Source organism: Aestuariirhabdus sp. LZHN29, assembly GCF_049985285.1.
Taxonomy (GTDB): Bacteria; Pseudomonadota; Gammaproteobacteria; order Pseudomonadales; family Aestuariirhabdaceae; genus Aestuariirhabdus.
Map to the genome: position 1 here is coordinate 215,589 of NZ_JBNIEU010000003.1, position 18,658 is coordinate 234,246.

Below are 18,658 nucleotides of genomic sequence, written 5' to 3' on the forward strand. Positions count from 1 at the left end.
CAGGATGACTCATCGCGAGGCCCGCTAAAAATCAGTGGATGAACAGTGTAAAGGGGGAGCGCACTTTGGTTGGTGAAGAGGGCAAGGCTGGCGAAAACCAGGCTGGCGTGAGAGATCTGGTTAAATACCGTGGTCGCAAGACCAGCCGCAGGGGCAGCGAACAGCGTCGTAAGACCATTCTCGAAGCAGCCCTGCGGGTTGCTATTCGTGAGGGTGTGCGGGGCATCCGTCACCGTGCGGTGGCGAAAGAAGCCGACGTGCCACTGTCGGCGACTACCTATTACTTTAAAGATATCAATGACCTGATCAGCGATACCTTTGCGCTCTTCGTCGAGCAGACGATGGCTGAGGTCAACCGTTTCTGGGTTGAACATAGCGCCCAGCTTGAACAGCTTTATAACCAGCTCGATGATTCCGTCGCCAGCCATCGTATCTTCGTGGCCAATATCACCGATATCGGGCAGGCATTTATTCGCATGCAACTCAGCACCCAGCGGGAGCGCCTGCTGGCCGAGCACGCCCTGCATCAGGAAGCCCTGCGCTCCAGCAGCTTGCGCGAGATGGTGCTGGGGTATCGTCAGGATCTGCTGGTTGAGCTGGTGCGCTTTTACCAGCGCCTCGGCACCAGCGAACCGGAACTGGATGCGAACCTGACCAACGCGGTGATCATGGATTGCGAATACCAGTGTCTTCTTCATGGCGAGGCGGAGCAGGACCGGGTGCCGGTGCGGGCGATTTTACACCGCCACTTTTTGCAGACGCTGGGTTTGGCCGAGTAGCCATCGGCTGGATTGCGCGCAAGTGGCCTGCTGAATCGGGCGCTGTCTGCTAGAAATAGAGTACGAGTGTTCAACGGGTTGATCTGCTCCTCAGGGGGCGTTTTACCCAAGAGTGCAGGGTAACAGGGAGAGAGATATGCAGAGTCACGAAGTGGATTACAATATTATTGGCCACGATATGCAGATGGTCGAAGTGGAGCTGGACCCGGCAGAGGCAGTGATCGCCGAGGCCGGGGTCATGACCTATATGGAGCAGGGGATCGCCTTCGAGACCCGCATGGGTGATGGTGCCGACGCGGATCAGGGGATGATGGGCAAGCTGTTTAGCGCCGGCAAGCGCATGATCACAGGGGAATCTCTTTTCTTGACCCATTTTACTAACGAGGGAGAGGGTAAGCAGAAGGTCGCGTTCGCGGCACCCTATCCGGGCTCGGTCATTCCCGTCAACCTCGCCGAAATCGGTGGCCAGTTGACCTGCCAGAAAGACTCCTTTCTCTGTGCGGCCCGTGGCACCAAGGTGGGAATTGCACTGAATAAGCGTATCGGTTCCGGTTTTTTTGGCGGCGAAGGCTTTATCCTGCAAAAGCTGGAGGGCGACGGCATGGTGTTTGTGCACGCCGGGGGTACGGTGATGCGCAAGGAGTTAAACAACGAAATCCTGCGCCTCGATACCGGTTGCCTGGTGGCGTTCTCTCAGGGAATCGAATACGACATAGCCCTCAGTGGCGGCCTCAAGAGCATGCTCTTTGGTGGCGAAGGCATGGTGATGGCAACCCTCAGTGGCACCGGCTCGGTGTGGATTCAGAGCCTGCCGTTTTCGCGTCTGGCTGATCGTATTTTGGCCCATGCGCCTAATGCCGGTGGTTCCAGTAAAGGGGAGAGTTAGTCCGTCGTTGTTTGGCTATCGCGCCGGGCGACGGTGCGAGTGGGCTGCGTGAGTCAATAGGGTACCCCCAGGAGCGGGTAGGTTATTTTATGGGAGTTGGAATGAAGACGTTGTTGTTGGGTGTGGTACTGGGTCTGGTCGCTGGCTTGTGGGTGGGGGTTAACCTGGGTAAGGGGCAGGATATTTGGGAAAACCCTTTTCAGGATAACTCTCTCAAAGGGCGTCTGGAGCAAAGCGGTCGCACCATCGGGGATGCACTCAAAGACAGCGCCGATGCCGTGCGTGACTCGGTGAAGTAGGAGGCTGCCATGGACAGTTCGATAAAGGATAATCGGCCCTTGCAGTTGATTCTGACCGCTCTTGGCACGGTGCTGGTCACCGTAGCCATGCTACATTTTAAGGGCTTTCTGAAACACTCCTCGGTAGAGGACGGTATCGTCTACGAGGGCTTTAGCATGATTTTGAATGTTCCCGAGATGGATCAATACGTCTCTGCCAGGGCCGCCAAGCAGCGGGCCGTCTGTGCACAGGGTTTTTTGATGATCGAGTCGGTCGAGGGGCCGGCCAAAATCGGGTTGCTGGTGGATAGCCAGCGTCGTGCTATACGTTGCGATTTCTGAGCGTAGGAATAACCGGGCGGCGCGGGGTCGGTGGTGGCGGTGGCGTCAGGCTCCCCCCCAGCAACAGCAGCACCTCTTCGATCTCCGGGCGCAGGTGTTCAAATAACCCCAGCCCACGGGGCATTCGCATCAGCGCAAAGATCGATTTGTTGTAGATCGGCATCGACTCCAGCTCAGGAAGGTTAAAACGTTGGGGGCTATGGCCCAAAGCCAGGTGGCGCGCAAGGATCGAAAGATCCACCAGATCGTAGGGCAGCCGACTATCCCGTAGCCAGTGGTTGCGCTGTCGGATAGCATCCACGAAAAGCCCGTCCAGCCCCCAGAATTTGAGCAGTACCACGCCGATATCTCCCCCCACCTCATCGAACATTCGATACACTTCGCTGGGCTCGTTTAACAGATCGGGCTGGTCTTCCAGGTGGACCAGTAGTAACAGGCAACCAATCTCCTGCATGAGCCCTGCCAGCATCGCCTGATCGGGCTCGATCACTGTACTGTGTTTGGCCAGCACCGAGCAGATGGCTGCGGTTCTTAGGCTACGGTGCCAAAGCTCGCGCATATATTGCATAAGCTGCGGGCTGCGGGAGAAAAACAGGTTTTTGATGCTGTAGGTGGTTGCGATGTTGCTGGTCGCGCTGGCCCCCATGCGCTGAATAGCGGTTTTCAGGTCTCGTGCGGGGGTGGGCTGGCGGTAGAGGGGGGAGTCGGCCATCTTCAGCAAGTGACCGCTTAAAGCCGGGTCGCCCAACAGCAGCTGCACCAGATCTTGCAGGTGGTAGTCGCTATGGGCGATGGTTTGGCGAATGCGCAGGGAAACGTCGGGCAGGCAGGGTAACTCCACTTTGCCATCCAGAATTCGTTTGTACAGCGTCAGGTGAAACCCTTTTCCCGTGGCCATCAGCTCCCCCATCGCGACTACTGCCTGGGCTCCGGTCAATTGTAGCCCTCTACCCGGGGTTGTGCATCAGTCGCCGAGTTCGTTTTCCCAGACTACGGTATCCGCCAGTTTGAGATCGAGCAGGTGTCCGTAACGACTCTCCAGCTTATCGCGCTTGATTTTCAGGGTCGGGGTGAGCAGTCCGTTGTCAATGTCCCAGCTCTCGTCAGATACGATCAGGTGATCGAGCTTTTGGTGGCTCTCCAGCTCGGCGTTAACGGCCAGGAGGGTCTTTTTTAGCCCCTGCTCCAGGGCGGAAGTATGTTCTCGCGCCTGTTCATTGAGGACGATAACCGCCACCGGCTGTTTGCGACCCGACCCCATCACACAGACCTGGTCGATATCGTGGTTGCGCGCCAGCTTGCTTTCAATCGGCACCGGGGCGACATATTTGCCTTTGCCGGTTTTGAACTGCTCCTTGACCCGCCCGATGATCTCCCAGGCGCCATCGGCGCGGTGGTTAGCGCGATCGCCGGTGCGGAACCAACCATCGACAAACGCCTCTGCGGTGGCCTCGGGATTGAGGTAATACTCGCGGAACACAGCATCGCCGCGAATCAGTACCTCGCCCTCGTCGGAGAGCTTCATCTCGACGCAGCTCTGGGGTACGCCGATGGTGCCTAGCCGACTCATGGAGAAGGGGTTGTTACCGCAGGAGAGCCCCGAGGTTTCGGTCATTCCCCAGCCCTCTGAAATATGGATATCCAGCGCCGCGTACCAGCGCAGGATCTCGGCCGAGATCGGGGCCGAACCGGAACCGAACAGGCGCGCTCGGTTTAATCCCAGTGCGGTGCGAATCTTGCGCCGCACCAGGGTGTTGAGAAAAGGGATTTTGAGCAGTAGCTGCAGCTTTTTCTGGGGCATCTGTGCCAGCACCTGGCCCTGGAACTTAGTCCACAGGCGGGGTACGGAAACAAACAGCGACGGCTGGGCGTGTTTGACGTCATCGATAAAGGTGTCGAGGGACTCCACAAAGTAGATCTCGACCTGCGAATAGAGAGAGGGCAGCTCAACCACGCAGCGCTCGGTAATATGGGCCAGCGGCAGGTACGACATGGTGCTGTCGTCGGGTTCCGCTGTATATATTTTGGTAAAGGCGCAGGCGGAGGAGGAGATGTTACGGTAACTGAGTACAACCCCCTTGGGTAAACCGGTGGAGCCGGAGGTATAGACCAGGGTTGCGATGTCGTCGGCCTCGGGTTCATGTACCTGTTGCAGCGGCTCGTAGCGGGTTAGCCAGTCGCTCCACTGCTGCTGGCAATCCAGTGTTGGGTAGGGGTAGGCGATGCGCAGCAGCTCTTCGGGTATCGCCTCACGGCCAGCATCCATGCCGTCGAGCTTACCCACGAAGACCGCCCGGGCCTGACTATGCTGGAGTATATGACGGATCGTTTCGGCCCCTGCGGTGGCGTAGATCGGCACACTGACCATACCTGCCATCATGATGGCGAAATCACTGATAAACCACTCGGCGCTGTTTTTCGCGAAGATCGCGATGCGGTCTCCCGTTTCAAATCCCTGAGCTCTTAGGCCATTGGCGATACAGCGTGCCTGATGGTCCACTTCACGCCAGTTGAGCGTTGTCCACTGGCGATTGCTGGGTTGGTGCAGATAGGGCTTGTCGGGGCAGTTGGCGACGTTGTGGGCCAGCTGTGCTAACGGAAGTCGGTAGTCCATAGGATGCTCACTGTTATTTTTATGGTGATCGCACAGGGGCGACGCTCCTCTCATTGCAGCAAAGGATGGGGAGGAGGGCAAGGTTCAGGGGCAAACTATCTATCTGGTGAATGATGGATCAGGGTGCCGTAGTGATAGTCTGCACCGGCTTTGGCTATAATCGGACGCGTCTGCGGCGCAATTGACCACTCAGGAAATCCAAACAATGATGAGATCGACTCAGCTTGAACCGGGTTGGAAGGCGGTGTTGGGAGGGGCGTTCGACGACCCCTATATGGTGAACTTGGAAAACTATTTACTGCAACAGAAGCAGGCGGGTAAAACCATCTATCCAGATGATGGGGAGATCTTCAACGCGTTCAATACCACCCCCTTCGACCAGGTTAAAGTGGTGATTCTGGGGCAAGATCCCTACCACGGCGAGGGACAGGCCCATGGCCTTTGCTTTTCGGTGCGCCCTGAGGTTCGTATCCCTCCTTCGTTGATAAATATTTACAAGGAGCTGGAGCGCGATCTGGGCATCGATCGGGTGGGGCATGGCTACCTGATCTCCTGGGCTCGACAGGGGGTACTGCTGTTGAACTCGGTGCTGACGGTCGAGCAGGCGCAGGCGGCCTCCCATCAAAAACAGGGTTGGGAAACCTTTACCGACCGCGCCATCGCCGAGCTGAACGCCCGGCGTGACGGATTGGTCTTTATGTTGTGGGGTGGCTACGCCCAGCGTAAGGGGGCCTTTATCGATGAACACCGTCATCTGGTGCTCCGCGCTCCTCATCCCTCGCCACTGTCCGCCCATCGCGGGTTTCTGGGGTGTGGCCATTTTTCCGCTGCCAATCGTTGGCTGACGCAACGCCACTGCGAACCCATAGAGTGGCAGTTGCCCCAGAACCCCGATGATTAAACGGGCTCTGCTAAACCTGTCGCAATAGACGACAGGTAGGTGGGAGACCCTATGGTCAAGCTGCACCGCCTCGGGTAGCCTGTAGCACTATCTTTTAAGGGTCTGGACCTGCGATGCTTTACATTCATCACTCCAATTTTGCCGAAATTCACCAGGCCCTGATTGCGGATAAAATTCGCGAAGCCCCGTTGTCCAATCCATTGGCCGATGAGGTGGTGCTGGTGCAGAGCCCAGGTATGGCGCAGTGGCTCAAACTGGGATTGGCTGAAAATCTGGGCATCGCTGCCAACATCCGCTTTCCGCTCCCCTCCAGTTTTATCTGGCAGCTGTTTACCCGCGTCATTGAGGGTATGCCCGAGGAGTCGGCGTTCAATAAGGAGTCGATGGGCTGGGCGTTGATGCACCTGCTGCCCCGGTATCTGTCCGCACCCGAGTTTGCTCCTCTGAGGGGTTACCTCGCGGAGGATCATCGGCAACGCAAACGCTACCAGCTGGCGATGAAGGTGGCGGATATTTTCGATCAGTACCTGGTGTACCGGCCCCAGTGGATTCTTGACTGGGAGCGGGGCGAGCCGGGTACCGATGGGGTAGCGGAGCATCCCTGGCAACCGATCCTGTGGCGTGCCCTGGTCGCATACAACCGCGAGCGCAACAGTAACGGTGCACACCGGGCCAACCTGCAACAGCGCTTTATTGATGCGCTCCCAACGGCTTCGGAGCTTGATCTTCCCGAGCGACTGTTTGTCTTCGGCGTCTCGGCATTGGCGCCGCAATATCTGGAGATACTGCACCACCTGGGCCAGCGCTGTGATGTCCATATTATGCAGCTGAACCCCTGCCGCCATTATTGGGGGGATCTACAGGATTCCGCGCACCTTCGTTGGCAGCAGGTGGTGGAATCCACAGGGGGGGATAATCCGCTGCTCGCCTCCATGGGAAAACTGGGGCGGGACTACCAGGCCCAGTTGCATAGTCTCGATCCTTCGCTCCCAGTGGAGCACGACGAGCGCTTTGTCGCACGGCCCGAGGATAGCCTGCTGGGTATGCTGCAGCGTGATTTGCTGGACCTGAACAACCGGGGAGAGCTACCGCCGGCGACCCCCCTGCCCGATAACAGCCATCATAAAACGCCCCTGCAAGCCGATGATCGTTCGCTGGAATTACACAGCTGCCACAGTCCGATGCGCGAAGTGGAGGTGTTGCACGATCGTCTGCTGGCGCTGTTCGATGCCGATCCTTCGTTGCAACCGAGGGATGTGCTGGTGATGGTCCCCAATATCGACAACTACAGTGCGTCTATTCAGTCCGTGTTTGGTAGCGGCACCGGCAATCGCACCCAGGATATTCCTTGCTCCATCGCGGATCGTGGTGTGCAGCAGGAGAATCCGTTACTGGTCAGTTTTTTCCAGCTACTGGCGGTACCGGGCAGTCGTTTCGAGGTGACAGCTTTGTTGGATATTCTCGAAGTGCCGCAAGTGATGCAGCGCTTCGAGTTGCAGCAGGATGAGTTTGATGAGCTGCGCGACTGGATTCGCGGTAGTGGTATTCGCTGGGGGCTGGACCCGCAACAGCTGCAGCGGGCCGGACTCTACCCCCAGCACCAGAACAGCTGGCGCTTCGGATTGCGGCGGATGTTGCTGGGCATCTCCCGCCGAGAGCGCGAAGGCAGCTTCGCAGGCATCCAGCCCTTTGATGGTATTGAGGGGCTGGGGGCGCAGAAGCTGGGTAAGCTGATCGATTACCTGGAACAGCTCGACCAGCTGCAGCGATCCTTGGCTACCCCGGCCACCGCGCCTGTGTGGCAGCAGCGCTGTCACGATCTGCTACAGGCATTTTATAGCGATGATAGCGATACCGAGTTCAGCTTTCGGGTGATTCGCCGTGCCCTTGATCAGCTGGTGGTCCGGTTGAGATCGGTTGGTTTTGACGAGGAGCTGTCCCCGGAAGTTTTTCTGGAGCATTTGGAAGGCATATTGCAAGATGACGGAGGCTCACACCGGTTCCTGGCAGGGCAAGTCAACTTCTGCACCCTGATGCCGATGCGCTCGATTCCGTTTCGGGTGATCTGCCTACTGGGTATGAACGACGGTGCCTATCCGCGATCGTTGCCCCCGATGGGATTCGACCTGATGGCACTCAAGCCTCGCCTCGGCGATCGCTCCCGGCGGGACGATGACCGCTACCTGTTTCTGGAAGCACTATTGTCTGCTCGGGAAAAACTCTATATCAGCTATGTTGGACGCAGTATCCGCGATAACAGCGATCAGGTGCCATCGGTCCTGGTGACCGAACTGCTGGAATATTGCCAGCAGGGGTTTGTTACCCGCAACGCGCTTGAATTACCTCAGAGTAACAGCGCGAAGGCGTTGCTAGATAGCCTGCAAAGGCAGCACAGCCTGCAGCCGTTCGGGGTGGAAAACTTTATTAGTGATGCGGATGCAACCAACCATGATGTTAGCTACGATCAGCGTTGGTTAAGCGTGGCCCGCACGCTGGATGAACACCATCGGGCAGGCGTTGGCCAGCCGCAGCCGCCTTTTTGTGGCGAGCCTCTTCCTATTCCCGAGGGAGAAGCGCTCAGTGGTAATGTGATAGTAGAACTGCCGGCGTTTAATCGGTTATTCGAAAATAGCGCGCGCTATTTCTTCAACCATCGACTTCGCGTATTTTTCGATGATGTCGAGGCGATGGAGGAGGACGATGAACCCTTCGCCGAAGACTACCTGTTGCGCTATCAGGCCTGTACTGAACTGGTGGAGCAGCAACTGCAAGGCGATAGCACACCGGGATGGGAGCAGAAACTACGTTTGTCCGGGGCGCTGGCCCATGCCGGTTTCGGGCAGGCACAGATGAACGGGTGGGTACAGCGCGCCCAGAACCTGAGTGAACCTCTGCGGGAGTTGCGCTGCGGACCCGAGCACACAAAGCCCCTGGACCTGCAGCTGCCTTCGGGGCGCTTGGTGGGACGAATTGGCAACCTGTTTGCCGGCGACCGTCTGGTGTTGTGGCGGGCCGGTAACCTGCGCGACGCTGACAGCTTGCGCCTGTGGTTGCAGCACCTTGCGTTGAATGCCAGCGGAACACCCACCCAATCCTGCTTTGTCGCCATCGACAACTGTGCCCATCTAGGGGCCATCGATGATCCCCTCTGGGCGCTGGAACACCTCGAGAAACTGATGCAACTCTATCTGCAAGGGCAGCAGCAACCCCTCGATCTACCGTTGAAGTCGGCCATGGCCTGGGTGCGGGCCCACGACAAAGAGGAAGATGAAGAGGCGCGCTGGAATCGGGTAGCCGGTGCCTGGGATGGAGACTTTAATCCCGGAGACTCTGCCGATGACTATTGGTCGCGGGTGTTTCCCAGCCTGGGCGCCCTGCGTACCAGTGAGTTTACATCGTTGTCGGAGCAGGTGTTGCTGCCCATGCTGCAGCAACTTGAGGTTAAGAGATCCAAAGCGGAGAAACGCTCATGAGGGGCAATACCCCGACTCGTCCTCTGGACCCGCGACAGCTTCCGCTGCAGGGCGTCCAGTTGATCGAAGCCAGTGCCGGTACCGGCAAGACCTATACCATCACCTTGCTTTATCTGCGGGCGCTGTTGGCGGTGGGCCGCGACCAACCTTTAAGCTGTGATCAGATTTTGGTGGTGACCTTCACCGAAGCCGCCACGAGCGAGCTACGCGACCGTATACGCCGCCGCATAGTGGAAGCGCGTCAGGTGATACTGAGCGGCCAGTGCGAAGATGCCGCGTTACAGGATATCCTCGCCGCCTCTCCCCTCGATGACCGTGAAAAAACAGGGCGGCTGGAGCAGGCCGCGCGGCAGATGGACGAGGCTGCCATTTACACTATTCACGGTTTTTGCTGGCGAATGCTGACCCGTAATGCCTTCGAAAGTGGCGTCCTGTTTAGCAGCGAATTCACGATGGATGAGCGCCCGCTCAAAGCCCTTGCGGTGAACGACTTCTGGCGCCATAACTTTTATCCCCTCGACGATGAGCTGGTATCTATTGTTCACGGTCTGTGGAAAACACCACAGGAGTTGTTGTCTGATATAAACAATATGATCAGTGCTCATGATACTGAGTTGGTGCCCAAGCTTGAGGGGGCTGATTTGCTATCGTTGCACAGCGCCCACCGGGAGCGGATAGAAGCGTTTAAAGCTGCATGGCTGCAAGCTTGCGAGGATATCCAGAGTTTGATTGGAGCATCGGCAGTAGATAAACGCTCCTACTCCAGTAGATATTTACCAACCTGGTTGCAGGGCGTCAGCGACTGGGCGCTTTCCGCTGAGCTAACGTTACCTAAGAGCCTCGATAGATTTAGTCAGCAGGTGTTGATCGAAAAAACCAAAGAGGGAGGGGAGCCGCCGCGCCACAAATTGTTCGACAGCGTCGATGAACTGCTCATTGAGCAGCCTCCCTACAAAGCGCTGCTACGGGGGCAGGCCATTAAATTTGTGCGCGAGCACCTGCAACGACAGAAAGAGCATCACGCGTTAATGATGCCCGACGATTTGCTGAGTCGTTTCGCCGAAGCGTTGTCCGGTGAACGTGCCCAGGAGTTGGCCCAGCGCATCCGCTCGCTTTATCCGCTGGCGCTCATTGATGAGTTTCAGGATACCGACCCGTTGCAGTATCGTATCTTCAGTGCCCTGTATGACTTCAAACGCGCGAGTGATACCGGGTTGTTGATGATCGGTGATCCCAAGCAGGCGATCTACAGCTTTCGCGGTGCCGACATTTTTACCTATATGCAGGCCCGCGACAGTGCCGCAGGCGCCTACAGTATGGGGACCAACTGGCGCTCGACCCAGGCCATGGTGGATGGGGTCAACGCGCTGTTCGGTTTCTCCCAATCGCCCTTTATCTACGACCAGCAGATCGCCTATGAGCGGGTGAAGGCCGCCGGAAAATCCGATACCGCGCCACTGCTGGTTGAGGGTGCCGTGGTTAGTGGCCTGTGTATCTGGCAACATCCTGCCGGCGATACGGGTGTGGCTGCCGGGGATATTCGTCAGACCTTTGCCCGATCCACGGCGCTGGAGATCAGCCGTCTGCTGGCCCAAGCCTATGCTGGCCGAGCCGTTATCGGCGATCGTGCCCTGCAACCGGGGGATTTCGCGGTACTGGTTCGATCCCGCTTTGAAGCCCGCATCGTGCGAGAAGCGCTGGCGGCCCAGCAGATCGACGCGGTGTTTCTGAGTCGTGATACGGTGTTTGCGACCCCGGTCGCGCGGGATCTTTTTCGGGTGCTGATAGCGGTGAGCGAGCCTACCAACGAGCGCCTCTTTAACGCCGCCCTGGCGACCTCGTTGCTGAACTACAGTGCAGCAGAGCTGGATCAGTTAACCCGTGATGAGGCGCGCTGGGAGTCGATGCAGCAGCTCTTTATCGATGCCCGAGCCCGATGGCAGAAGCAGGGAGTGCTGCCGATGCTGCACCAGTTGATGCGCGAGCTGGGGATTGCCGAGTCGCAGGTGGCAAAAGATGAGGGCGAGCGTAACCTGACCGACCTGCTGCACCTGGGGGAGTTGCTGCAGCAGGCAAGCCTCGAGATGGAGGGCGAGCACGGTTTGTTACGCTGGTTTGTGCAGCAGCTGGCGGCGGAGGGTGAAGGCACCGACGATCAGCAGCTGCGCCTGGAAAGCGACCGCAAGTTGGTAAAGATCGTTACCATTCACAGCAGCAAGGGGTTGGAGTACGGGGTCACTTTTTTGCCCTTTGTCAGCTGCCATAAAGACCGGAAAAGTTCCCACTACCATGAAGCGGGACACCGTTATTGGGACCTGAGCGACAGTAAGTCGGCGCAGGAGAAGGCCGACAAGGAACGCCTTTCGGAAGATCTGCGCTTGCTCTATGTTGCCCTGACCCGCTCGATCTACGCCTGTTATATGGGGGTGGCCAACCAGGGCAGCAAATCCAGTAGCAACCTGCCCGACAGCGCAATCGGGTACCTCCTTAACAGCGCCGGTCAGGGCTCGCTCGCAGAGGATGGGTTGGGCCGTCAGTTGCAACGCCTGCAGCAGTACGCGCAACAGGAGTTCGGCGACAACGGGTTGCAGCTTGCACCGGCACCGCTAGAGGATTGCCCCCCGCCACAGCCTCCGCGTACAGCAGCACCGGTGCTGGCCGCCCGTACCTTTAGCGGCAAGATTACTCGTGACTGGCGTATTGGCAGCTATTCGGGGCTGATTACCTATGGCGCGCCGGCACCGGTCCGGGCAGCCGACCTGCCAGGTTACGACCCGGAGTTGCAACACGAACAGGTGCAGGGTGCTTCCGGGCCCGCGCTGCCAACCGAGATGAGCGCGTTCAACTTTCCCCGTGGAGCCCAGGCGGGTACCTTTCTCCATAGTCTGTTTGAGGAGATGGAATTTGATACGGCCGATGGGGGTGAGCTTCATAGCATGCTGGCGTCCAGGCTGCAGCGGGAGGGTTACGATTCGGCGTGGGTGGAGCCGCTCGGTGATTGGCTACTCAAGGTATTAGCCAGCCCGCTGCCCGATCATGCCGATAGGTTTTCACTGAGCCGCGTGGCGAACAATAAAAAACGGGTCGAGATGGAGTTTCTGCTACCGGTGGCAGGACTCGATGCCCTTGAACTTAATGGGTTGCTAAAGCGCTACGGTCACCTGCCTGTCGGTGCCGTCCCCCCCCTCAGCTTCCAGCGCCTAAAGGGGATGCTCAAGGGTTTTATCGACCTGGTTTTTGAGCACGAGGGGCGCTATTTCGTGCTCGACTATAAATCCAACCACCTCGGAGATCAGCTGCAGGATTATTCCCTCCCGGCCTTGCAGCAGGCGATGCTTGAACACCGTTATGATCTGCAATATGTGATCTACACGCTGGCGCTGCACCGCTACCTGAAAACGCGGTTAGTCGATTACGACTACGAGCAGCACATGGGGGGGTGTTATTACCTGTTCTTGCGCGGCATGGCCGATGGTAGCGGGGAGCAGGGGATCTATTTTGATAAGCCCGACGGCGAACTGATTGCGGCCCTCGATGCACTGTTGGAGACTGGCGATGAGTGATAATGGATTCGAGCAGGCTCGGGATAGTGGTGCAACGGCTAGCGTTAACACGACGCCGGCCTCCAGCTCCTCGCTCGCCTTGTCGCTACAGGCGCTGCGCAGGGAGGGGCGGATCAGCGCCCTCGATTGGCACTTTGCCCGTTTTATGGTTGAACTGAATGGGCAACCCTGTGACGAACTGCTGCTGGCCTCGGTGTTGCTCAATACCGAATTGGCCAAAGGCAATGTCTGTATTGACCTGGGGACGATCGCAGGGGATTGCGGCCTGCCGTTGCGGGAGTGGCCCGATGTGGGTCGCTGGCGTGGGGCGCTGGCCGCGGTTGCGGCGTACACCGATGGTGTGGTGTATGAGGTTAAGGGAAGCTGGCAGCAGGCGGCACAGGATTCTATTTCCCAACCGCTGGTGCTGGATGGCTCACGTCTTTATCTCAATCGTTACTGGCAATATGAGTGTGGTCTGGCGCTGAATCTTCGCAAGCGCGCCATGGCCCCCTCACTGGTTGATGCCGCCTCCTTGCAGGCATCGCTTAAACGCCTCTTTGGCTCGGACAAAATTGAGCTGGATTGGCAGCAGGTGGCCGCGGCTATTAGCGTAACCCGTCGTTTCAGCGTCATCAGTGGCGGGCCGGGGACCGGAAAAACCACCACGGTCACCAAGCTGCTACTGGCGACCGTAGAGCAGTATCGCGAGGCTCATCGAGGCGCTCCGCGAATTCGATTGGCGGCTCCCACCGGTAAAGCAGCGGCGCGGCTTACCGAATCGATCAAACAGGCCAAATCCTCCCTGCAGGCAGACCCGCAGTTGCTGGCTGCCATTCCCGAAGAGGCGTCCACCCTGCATCGATTGTTGGGGTGGCAGGGCGGCGGTGGCCGTTTTCGTCACCATCGGGACAACCCCTTGCTGATCGACCTGCTGGTGCTGGACGAGGCCTCTATGGTGGACCTGCCGATGATGGCACACCTGCTGGAAGCGTTGCCGGACGATGCACGCCTGATTTTGTTAGGGGATCGTGACCAGTTGGCGTCGGTAGAAGCGGGCAGCGTACTGGGCGATATCTGCGGTCAAGGCGTTCCCGCTTATTCAGAGCCCCAGTGGCAGCAGTTGGCGGCACTCTGTTCCGACCCTCGCCTGGCAGAGCCTTCAGCGCAGATGCCCCGTGCACCCATCGCGTCGATCAACGACAGCATCGGCCTGCTACGCCACAGTTACCGCTTTGCCGGTGACAGCGGTATCGGTCGCCTTGCGGTAGCGGTTAACGCTGGCGACGGTCTCCAGGCTCGCCAGCTACTGGACTCCGGCCCCGCTGACCTGAACCGCTTTCAGGTGAGCCAGCAGGACTATCGACAGATGCTGGAACGGGCGGTGGAGGGTTACGCTCCCTACCTGCAACAACTGCAGCATGAAGATGGATTTGATCCGTTGGCGGTGCTTGGCGCCTTCGGTCGTTTTCAGCTCCTGTGCGCTCTGCATCAAGGCGACTATGGCGCAGAGGGGTTAAATCTTCGGGTCGAGCGGGCGCTGCGCCAGCACGGGCTCATTGTCGGGGACGGCCTTTGGTATGTGGGGCGCCCGGTGATGGTAACCCGCAACGATTACGGTATGCGGTTGTTTAACGGCGACATCGGCATCGCCATGCCCGATCCACAGCGCGGCGGAGAGATTCGGATCTGTTTCGAGAGTGCCCAGGGGCAGCTGCGCTGGATTACCCCTGGTCGTTTGCCCCAGCACAGTACTGTTTTTGCGATGACGGTACACAAATCACAGGGCTCGGAGTTTGATCACCCTCTGCTGGTGTTACCGCCGGAGCACTCTGCGTTGATCAGTCGCGAGCTGCTTTATACCGGTATTACCCGAGCGCGCAAACGGCTGGATCTGTTTGTCAGTGATGCGGTACTGGAGCGGGCCCTGCGCACCCGTACCCACCGGGTGTCGGGGTTAGCGGAACGGTTGTGGCGGGAGAAGCACTAGGGAGTTGACGCCCTGCTGGCCGCTTCCGCCGAGATCGAGTTACAGGTAGTTGCCCCAAAGGGTTTCCATCGCCGGTTGCAGGCTGCGGTATTTGCCGTAGGGCTCGACGCCGACGATCTGCAGCCCATCTGTTTCCAGGTCGCGAGGCTGGGGCTTGGCCAGAGGATGACTGTTGGCGGCCACCAAAGCGGTCACTTTGGGTAACTTCATCTCTTTGTTCTGTTCGACAACCACCGCGACCTCGCGGTTGCTTAGGCGCACCAATGAACCACAGGGATAGATACCCACCCGTTTGATAAAGCGCTCCACCAGATGTCGGTCCAGTTTCTGGTCGCCTTCGGTGTAAAGCACTCGCAGGGCGCTGTTAACGGTGCTCTCTTTGCGAAAAGCGGTAGGGCGGGTTATGGCGGTGTAGGTGTCGGCGATGGACATGATGCGTACCGGAATACTGAGTTGGGCACTGCCAACACCATCGGGGTATCCGCTGCCATCGAGACGCTCATGGTGGTAGCGTACCAACGCCAGCCATACGGGGTCGTCGATGCCCTGTTCCCGCAGCAGAGCTTCCCCTTTATCCGGGTGCTGGTGAATCAGCTCCCACTGCTCATCGCTGGGTTTTTCTGCTTGCTGGTGCAGGGCATCCTGCATGGAGATAATGCCGAAGTCGTGGGTCAGGGCACCCGCGATCATCGATACCCGCTCCAGCTGGGTGATGTGTTCGCCTTTAGCGATCACCTCGCAGATCACCGCACAGTGAAGAGCGTGGATCAGGCCGTAGTGGTTATCGTGGTCCATCTGCAGCGCGGCCAATACGGTATCGGAGCGTCGCTGGCACTGCAGCTGAATATCCAGTGCCAGCTGTAGCACCTGATAGCTGAAATCGACGTTTTGCTCTTTTTGCGAGAGATTGAATAACTGGAACAGGCGATTCAACCACTGGCTCACGAGCAGGAAGATGTCCTCATCCTGCTCTTTTCGGTTACGGCTGCTGCTGGTTGCGGCGGGACGGTAGCTGTCGTGGTTCTGGTTGCTTCTGCTAAAGCTGGATCCCGCCGACACGCGATCAACGTATCCTTGCTTGAGCAGGATGCGTTGCTGGCGATCGGTGGTGATCATGCGCCCTTTGCGCAGCAACAGATCTCCGCCGGAATTAAAAATGGACTCGGTGAGGGGGCTACCGATTTCGATATCGCTAACGCTCACTCGAACAAATCGTTGACTCATGGGTATCCAGACAGCAGTCATTAACAGGCGACCAGTATAAGATAAAAATCGAGCGCCGGTCATGTGTTCATTGTTGGACTATAATCCCAGCGATCACTTCTTCAGGGACGAGGAAGTCGTTGTTGAGACGAGGACAAAAACATGACAATCCATGGATGGATGGCAGTGGCGACTCTTTTTATTGGACCCCACGCCTTGCCTTGCTACGGAACGGATACCGATTCAACACGGGTAGCCCCCCGTTGGCAGCAAAAGGAGTACCGCATTTTGCCGCATTCGGTGTGTTACAACTATCGTGTTGGCAGCATCGACTATCGGCGTTGTCGGGTATTGGCCAAGCAGCAGTTTAAGCAGCGCTGCCGAAGCTATGGTGATAAAGTGAAAAACACTCAATATCCCTACAATGCCGCGTATCAGCGCAAGCAGCAGATGTACTGCACCGCAGCCCGCACCTTTAATCCACTGAACTTGTAACCCGATGGGGCAGCGGCGATGAGTCGCTAGGGAGTGGCCAAGGGACTATCCTGGGTCGTTCTCAGCAGTGCGTCGATCTCCGAGCAGGCGTGTCGATAACGGACCAGCGCACGCCATTGTAGCCATAGCAGATAGGAGAACTCGGCGCACAGAGCGAGGCCGCTGAGGGTGGCCGGTAGTAAACCGGCCATGCCCGTGAGCAACAGCAGCAGTGCCGCAAGGTGTAACAGCAGTAGCCGACTCCCCTGTTCGCGGGCGATAAACTCATGCATTTTGGGTAGTTTCCCAAAGGCCTCAAAACAGAGACCGCAACGCTGTTGCAGGTGCAGGTAGAGAAGGAAGGCGCTGATCTTCAGTAGCATGCCGATCACTACGCTTAGAATACCGCCGTAGAGTAACAGCGTAAAAGCCAGGGAGGCGGGTAGCCATCCGTAACGCTCAAGCCAATAGCAGGGTACCGCCACTAGCAGGCTGGTCGCCGCCAGTTGCCAGGCGCGCAGGGTTGCATCGGCAACACGGCGTCGGCGCTGCCCCAGATTCCAAAGTAGCGCTCCGGCCAGTGCCAGAGCATAGAGCGAGAGCAGAATCTCCAGCAGGGGGGACGCACTGATGGCCATGGGCAGGCTGAGCCCGGCTAGTAATGCGATCAGTAGCGGAGCGCTGCTCCACTGGACGACTTTGGGTACCGCCGGGGTGGTGTGGAACATAGGCACCACCTGATAGGCAACCGCGCCGATCAGCAGCAGGCACCAACCAAGAACTCCCCAGAGTGCATGCAGGTCTGTCAATGTTCGGTTAAGGGAAAACTGGGCGGGGAGGTTCCATCCCAGTAGTTGCCATATTCCCAATAGCAGGGTGACGGCTAACGCCAGCAGTGCCCAGCTGGCTTGGCGCAGGCTGGGGTTGTGACCCATGGCGGAGAGTACCGGAGGCAGGTAACTCAACAGCGCCAGTAACAGAGCCGCTGGTAGCAGCACCATGGCCGCCAGCAATGCCCCTTGAGCAGCGTCGCTCCCGAACCACCAGAACCCTCCGCCAAGGGAGAGGGTGCCGCAGCACAGTAGGGGGTGGATCAGCCATGCTCGCCAGCGCGCGTTGGCCACCGCCGGTGCACCAACCACGGGAAGGATCTGGAACAGTGCACCGAACATCACCATTATGATGACCCCCAGGGTGATAAGGTGAGTAATGCTGAATAGGGCCGGGTGCCAGCGATTTCCCAGCAGCTGACCGCTACCCTGATCGGGTATCTGGGTGGGCAGGAGTAGCAGGGCAATACCGGCGAGAATGCCAAACAGGCTGGCGCTGATAAAGAAACGAAAGGGGACCGAAAGCGGAGGGATATGGTCGAAATCGAGGCCCGCGGTATTCATGACCCTAACAGCCACTGGCAGGTACTGGCAGATTCGGTGTCGGAGCTGTTCCATACCAGCAACCAGTATTGGGCTCGCGGGGGAACGGCCCCCAACTGTTGGAGCTGCTCCACGCTCAGTGCGCTGACGGGTATGCAGTGGTAGTTCAGTCCCAGCCGTTTCAGCAAGCTCCACAAGGGGATCGGTTCGCGGTGATGCCACAGTTGCAGCCAATCGCCCTGTTGCAGTTTGGGCAGTTGCTCAACGACTCGCTCCCAGGGGTGCGGCGGTTCAAGCTCACTGAGGTCCAGCTCGATGGCGGCCATGGAGGGGATGCCGCTCAGGCAGATTGCATCAGTTGCAGGGTTGTCCCGGCATCTGGCAGGGAGCGATCCGCCATCGGGTAGAGGATCTGCTCCTCCTTCATATTGTGTTGCTGCATCATGATCATCAGGGTTTCACAGCCGCTGAGAAACGCACTGCGTTCCTGATTGCCAGCGGCCTCGGAAATCTCGGCCAGCAGGGCGCGCATCTGTTGGTGTTCCATCCGCATGACCGCCGTCGGACCTGCCGTCATCCCGGTGGCGGATTCAAAGGCTGGAAACAGGACCTGCTCCTCCATTCCAAAGTGAGCCTGCAGCGCCTCATCAAACTGTTGCCAGGCAGAAATTGCCTCGGGCCATTGGCCGGCATCGGCGTGGTTTTCGGCGCTACTGAACAGTTCGTCGCAGCGGCGATGGTCGGCGCTCATATGGTCGGTGATGGCGGGCATGGGAGACTCCTGATGAATTCAGCTCCATTGT

15 protein-coding genes are annotated in these 18,658 nt (G+C 58.3%); 9 read left to right on the forward strand and 6 right to left on the reverse strand.

The window, feature by feature from the left end; genetic code table 11:
- Positions 1–38 precede the first annotated feature (38 nt).
- The 4 genes from ACP3PW_RS13400 (at position 39) to ACP3PW_RS13415 (ending at position 2,285) form a co-directional block, all read left to right on the forward strand.
- The gene (locus ACP3PW_RS13400) at positions 39–779 is read left to right on the forward strand and encodes a TetR/AcrR family transcriptional regulator (protein ID WP_426417233.1); all 741 of its coding nucleotides are present in this window, start codon (positions 39–41) and stop codon (positions 777–779) included.
- Between the two features lie 136 nt (positions 780–915).
- Positions 916–1,665: a TIGR00266 family protein gene (locus ACP3PW_RS13405; protein WP_426417234.1), complete on the forward strand. Its 750-nt coding sequence runs from the start codon at positions 916–918 to the stop codon at positions 1,663–1,665.
- 101 nt (positions 1,666–1,766) lie between these two features.
- Positions 1,767–1,964: a hypothetical protein gene (locus tag ACP3PW_RS13410; RefSeq protein WP_426417235.1), complete on the forward strand. Its 198-nt coding sequence runs from the start codon at positions 1,767–1,769 to the stop codon at positions 1,962–1,964.
- Between the two features lie 9 nt (positions 1,965–1,973).
- Positions 1,974–2,285 (forward strand): hypothetical protein, encoded by a 312-nt coding sequence (locus ACP3PW_RS13415; RefSeq protein WP_426417236.1) that lies wholly within the window; start codon positions 1,974–1,976, stop codon positions 2,283–2,285.
- On the opposite strand, the gene ACP3PW_RS13420 is transcribed toward ACP3PW_RS13415, so the two are convergent.
- A complete protein-coding gene (locus tag ACP3PW_RS13420; protein WP_426417237.1) occupies positions 2,266–3,222 on the reverse strand; it encodes an HDOD domain-containing protein in 957 nt (318 codons plus the stop codon). The two genes, ACP3PW_RS13415 and ACP3PW_RS13420, sit on opposite strands and share 20 nt — an antisense overlap.
- 27 nt (positions 3,223–3,249) lie before the next feature.
- Positions 3,250–4,899, reverse strand: a complete 1,650-nt coding sequence (locus tag ACP3PW_RS13425) for an AMP-binding protein (protein WP_426417238.1) — start codon at positions 4,897–4,899, stop codon at positions 3,250–3,252.
- A 208-nt stretch (positions 4,900–5,107) separates the two neighbouring features.
- Here ACP3PW_RS13425 and ung point away from each other — a divergent pair, with 208 nt between their 5' ends.
- The 4 genes from ung (at position 5,108) to recD (ending at position 14,805) form a co-directional block, all read left to right on the forward strand.
- Positions 5,108–5,800, forward strand: a complete 693-nt coding sequence (ung, locus tag ACP3PW_RS13430; RefSeq protein ID WP_426417385.1) for a uracil-DNA glycosylase — start codon at positions 5,108–5,110, stop codon at positions 5,798–5,800.
- A 113-nt stretch (positions 5,801–5,913) separates the two neighbouring features.
- A complete protein-coding gene (gene recC / locus ACP3PW_RS13435; protein ID WP_426417239.1) occupies positions 5,914–9,273 on the forward strand; it encodes an exodeoxyribonuclease V subunit gamma in 3,360 nt (1,119 codons plus the stop codon).
- Entirely contained in the window at positions 9,270–12,836 is a 3,567-nt protein-coding gene (recB, locus tag ACP3PW_RS13440; RefSeq protein WP_426417240.1) for an exodeoxyribonuclease V subunit beta, read from the forward strand. The genes recC and recB overlap by 4 nt, the downstream gene beginning before the upstream one ends.
- Positions 12,829–14,805, forward strand: coding sequence for an exodeoxyribonuclease V subunit alpha (gene recD / locus ACP3PW_RS13445; RefSeq protein ID WP_426417241.1), 1,977 nt, complete (start codon positions 12,829–12,831; stop codon positions 14,803–14,805). Before recB ends, recD begins: the two co-directional genes overlap by 8 nt.
- Before the next feature lie 39 nt (positions 14,806–14,844).
- Here recD and ACP3PW_RS13450 read toward each other — a convergent pair whose 3' ends face one another.
- Positions 14,845–16,029 carry an HD-GYP domain-containing protein gene (locus tag ACP3PW_RS13450; protein WP_426417242.1) on the reverse strand — a complete coding sequence of 395 codons (1,185 nt, stop codon included), beginning with the start codon at positions 16,027–16,029 and terminating at the stop codon, positions 14,845–14,847.
- A 141-nt stretch (positions 16,030–16,170) separates the two neighbouring features.
- Between ACP3PW_RS13450 and ACP3PW_RS13455 the strand changes: the two genes are divergently transcribed.
- Positions 16,171–16,503, forward strand: a complete 333-nt coding sequence (locus ACP3PW_RS13455) for a hypothetical protein (RefSeq protein ID WP_426417243.1) — start codon at positions 16,171–16,173, stop codon at positions 16,501–16,503.
- Positions 16,504–16,529: 26 nt separating this feature from the next.
- Here the strand turns inward: ACP3PW_RS13455 and ACP3PW_RS13460 are convergent, their stop codons facing one another.
- Genes ACP3PW_RS13460 through ACP3PW_RS13470 form a run of 3 tightly spaced genes read right to left on the reverse strand, consistent with a single transcriptional unit; the run spans position 16,530 to position 18,627 of the window.
- On the reverse strand, positions 16,530–17,930 hold the full coding sequence (locus ACP3PW_RS13460) for a hypothetical protein (RefSeq protein WP_426417244.1): 1,401 nt from the start codon (positions 17,928–17,930) through the stop codon (positions 16,530–16,532).
- Positions 17,873–18,181: a DUF2249 domain-containing protein gene (locus tag ACP3PW_RS13465; RefSeq protein ID WP_426417245.1), complete on the reverse strand. Its 309-nt coding sequence runs from the start codon at positions 18,179–18,181 to the stop codon at positions 17,873–17,875. The genes ACP3PW_RS13460 and ACP3PW_RS13465 overlap by 58 nt, the downstream gene beginning before the upstream one ends.
- Positions 18,182–18,195: 14 nt before the next feature.
- Positions 18,196–18,627: a hemerythrin domain-containing protein gene (locus tag ACP3PW_RS13470; protein WP_426417246.1), complete on the reverse strand. Its 432-nt coding sequence runs from the start codon at positions 18,625–18,627 to the stop codon at positions 18,196–18,198.
- Positions 18,628–18,658: the final 31 nt, after the last annotated feature.

What these genes read in the sequence shown, in the direction of transcription:
- ACP3PW_RS13400 (WP_426417233.1), top strand. Translation starts at nt 39, where the DNA reads ATGAACAGTGTAAAGGGGGAGCGCACTTTGGTTGGTGAAGAGGGCAAG.
- ACP3PW_RS13405 (WP_426417234.1), top strand. Translation starts at nt 916, where the DNA reads ATGCAGAGTCACGAAGTGGATTACAATATTATTGGCCACGATATGCAG.
- ACP3PW_RS13410 (WP_426417235.1), top strand. Translation starts at nt 1,767, where the DNA reads ATGAAGACGTTGTTGTTGGGTGTGGTACTGGGTCTGGTCGCTGGCTTG.
- ACP3PW_RS13415 (WP_426417236.1), top strand. Translation starts at nt 1,974, where the DNA reads ATGGACAGTTCGATAAAGGATAATCGGCCCTTGCAGTTGATTCTGACC.
- ACP3PW_RS13425 (WP_426417238.1), bottom strand. Translation starts at nt 4,899, where the DNA reads ATGGACTACCGACTTCCGTTAGCACAGCTGGCCCACAACGTCGCCAAC.
- ung (WP_426417385.1), top strand. Translation starts at nt 5,108, where the DNA reads ATGAGATCGACTCAGCTTGAACCGGGTTGGAAGGCGGTGTTGGGAGGG.
- recC (WP_426417239.1), top strand. Translation starts at nt 5,914, where the DNA reads ATGCTTTACATTCATCACTCCAATTTTGCCGAAATTCACCAGGCCCTG.
- recB (WP_426417240.1), top strand. Translation starts at nt 9,270, where the DNA reads ATGAGGGGCAATACCCCGACTCGTCCTCTGGACCCGCGACAGCTTCCG.
- recD (WP_426417241.1), top strand. Translation starts at nt 12,829, where the DNA reads ATGAGTGATAATGGATTCGAGCAGGCTCGGGATAGTGGTGCAACGGCT.
- ACP3PW_RS13450 (WP_426417242.1), bottom strand. Translation starts at nt 16,029, where the DNA reads ATGAGTCAACGATTTGTTCGAGTGAGCGTTAGCGATATCGAAATCGGT.
- ACP3PW_RS13455 (WP_426417243.1), top strand. Translation starts at nt 16,171, where the DNA reads ATGACAATCCATGGATGGATGGCAGTGGCGACTCTTTTTATTGGACCC.
- ACP3PW_RS13460 (WP_426417244.1), bottom strand. Translation starts at nt 17,930, where the DNA reads ATGGAACAGCTCCGACACCGAATCTGCCAGTACCTGCCAGTGGCTGTT.
- ACP3PW_RS13465 (WP_426417245.1), bottom strand. Translation starts at nt 18,181, where the DNA reads ATGGCCGCCATCGAGCTGGACCTCAGTGAGCTTGAACCGCCGCACCCC.
- ACP3PW_RS13470 (WP_426417246.1), bottom strand. Translation starts at nt 18,627, where the DNA reads ATGCCCGCCATCACCGACCATATGAGCGCCGACCATCGCCGCTGCGAC.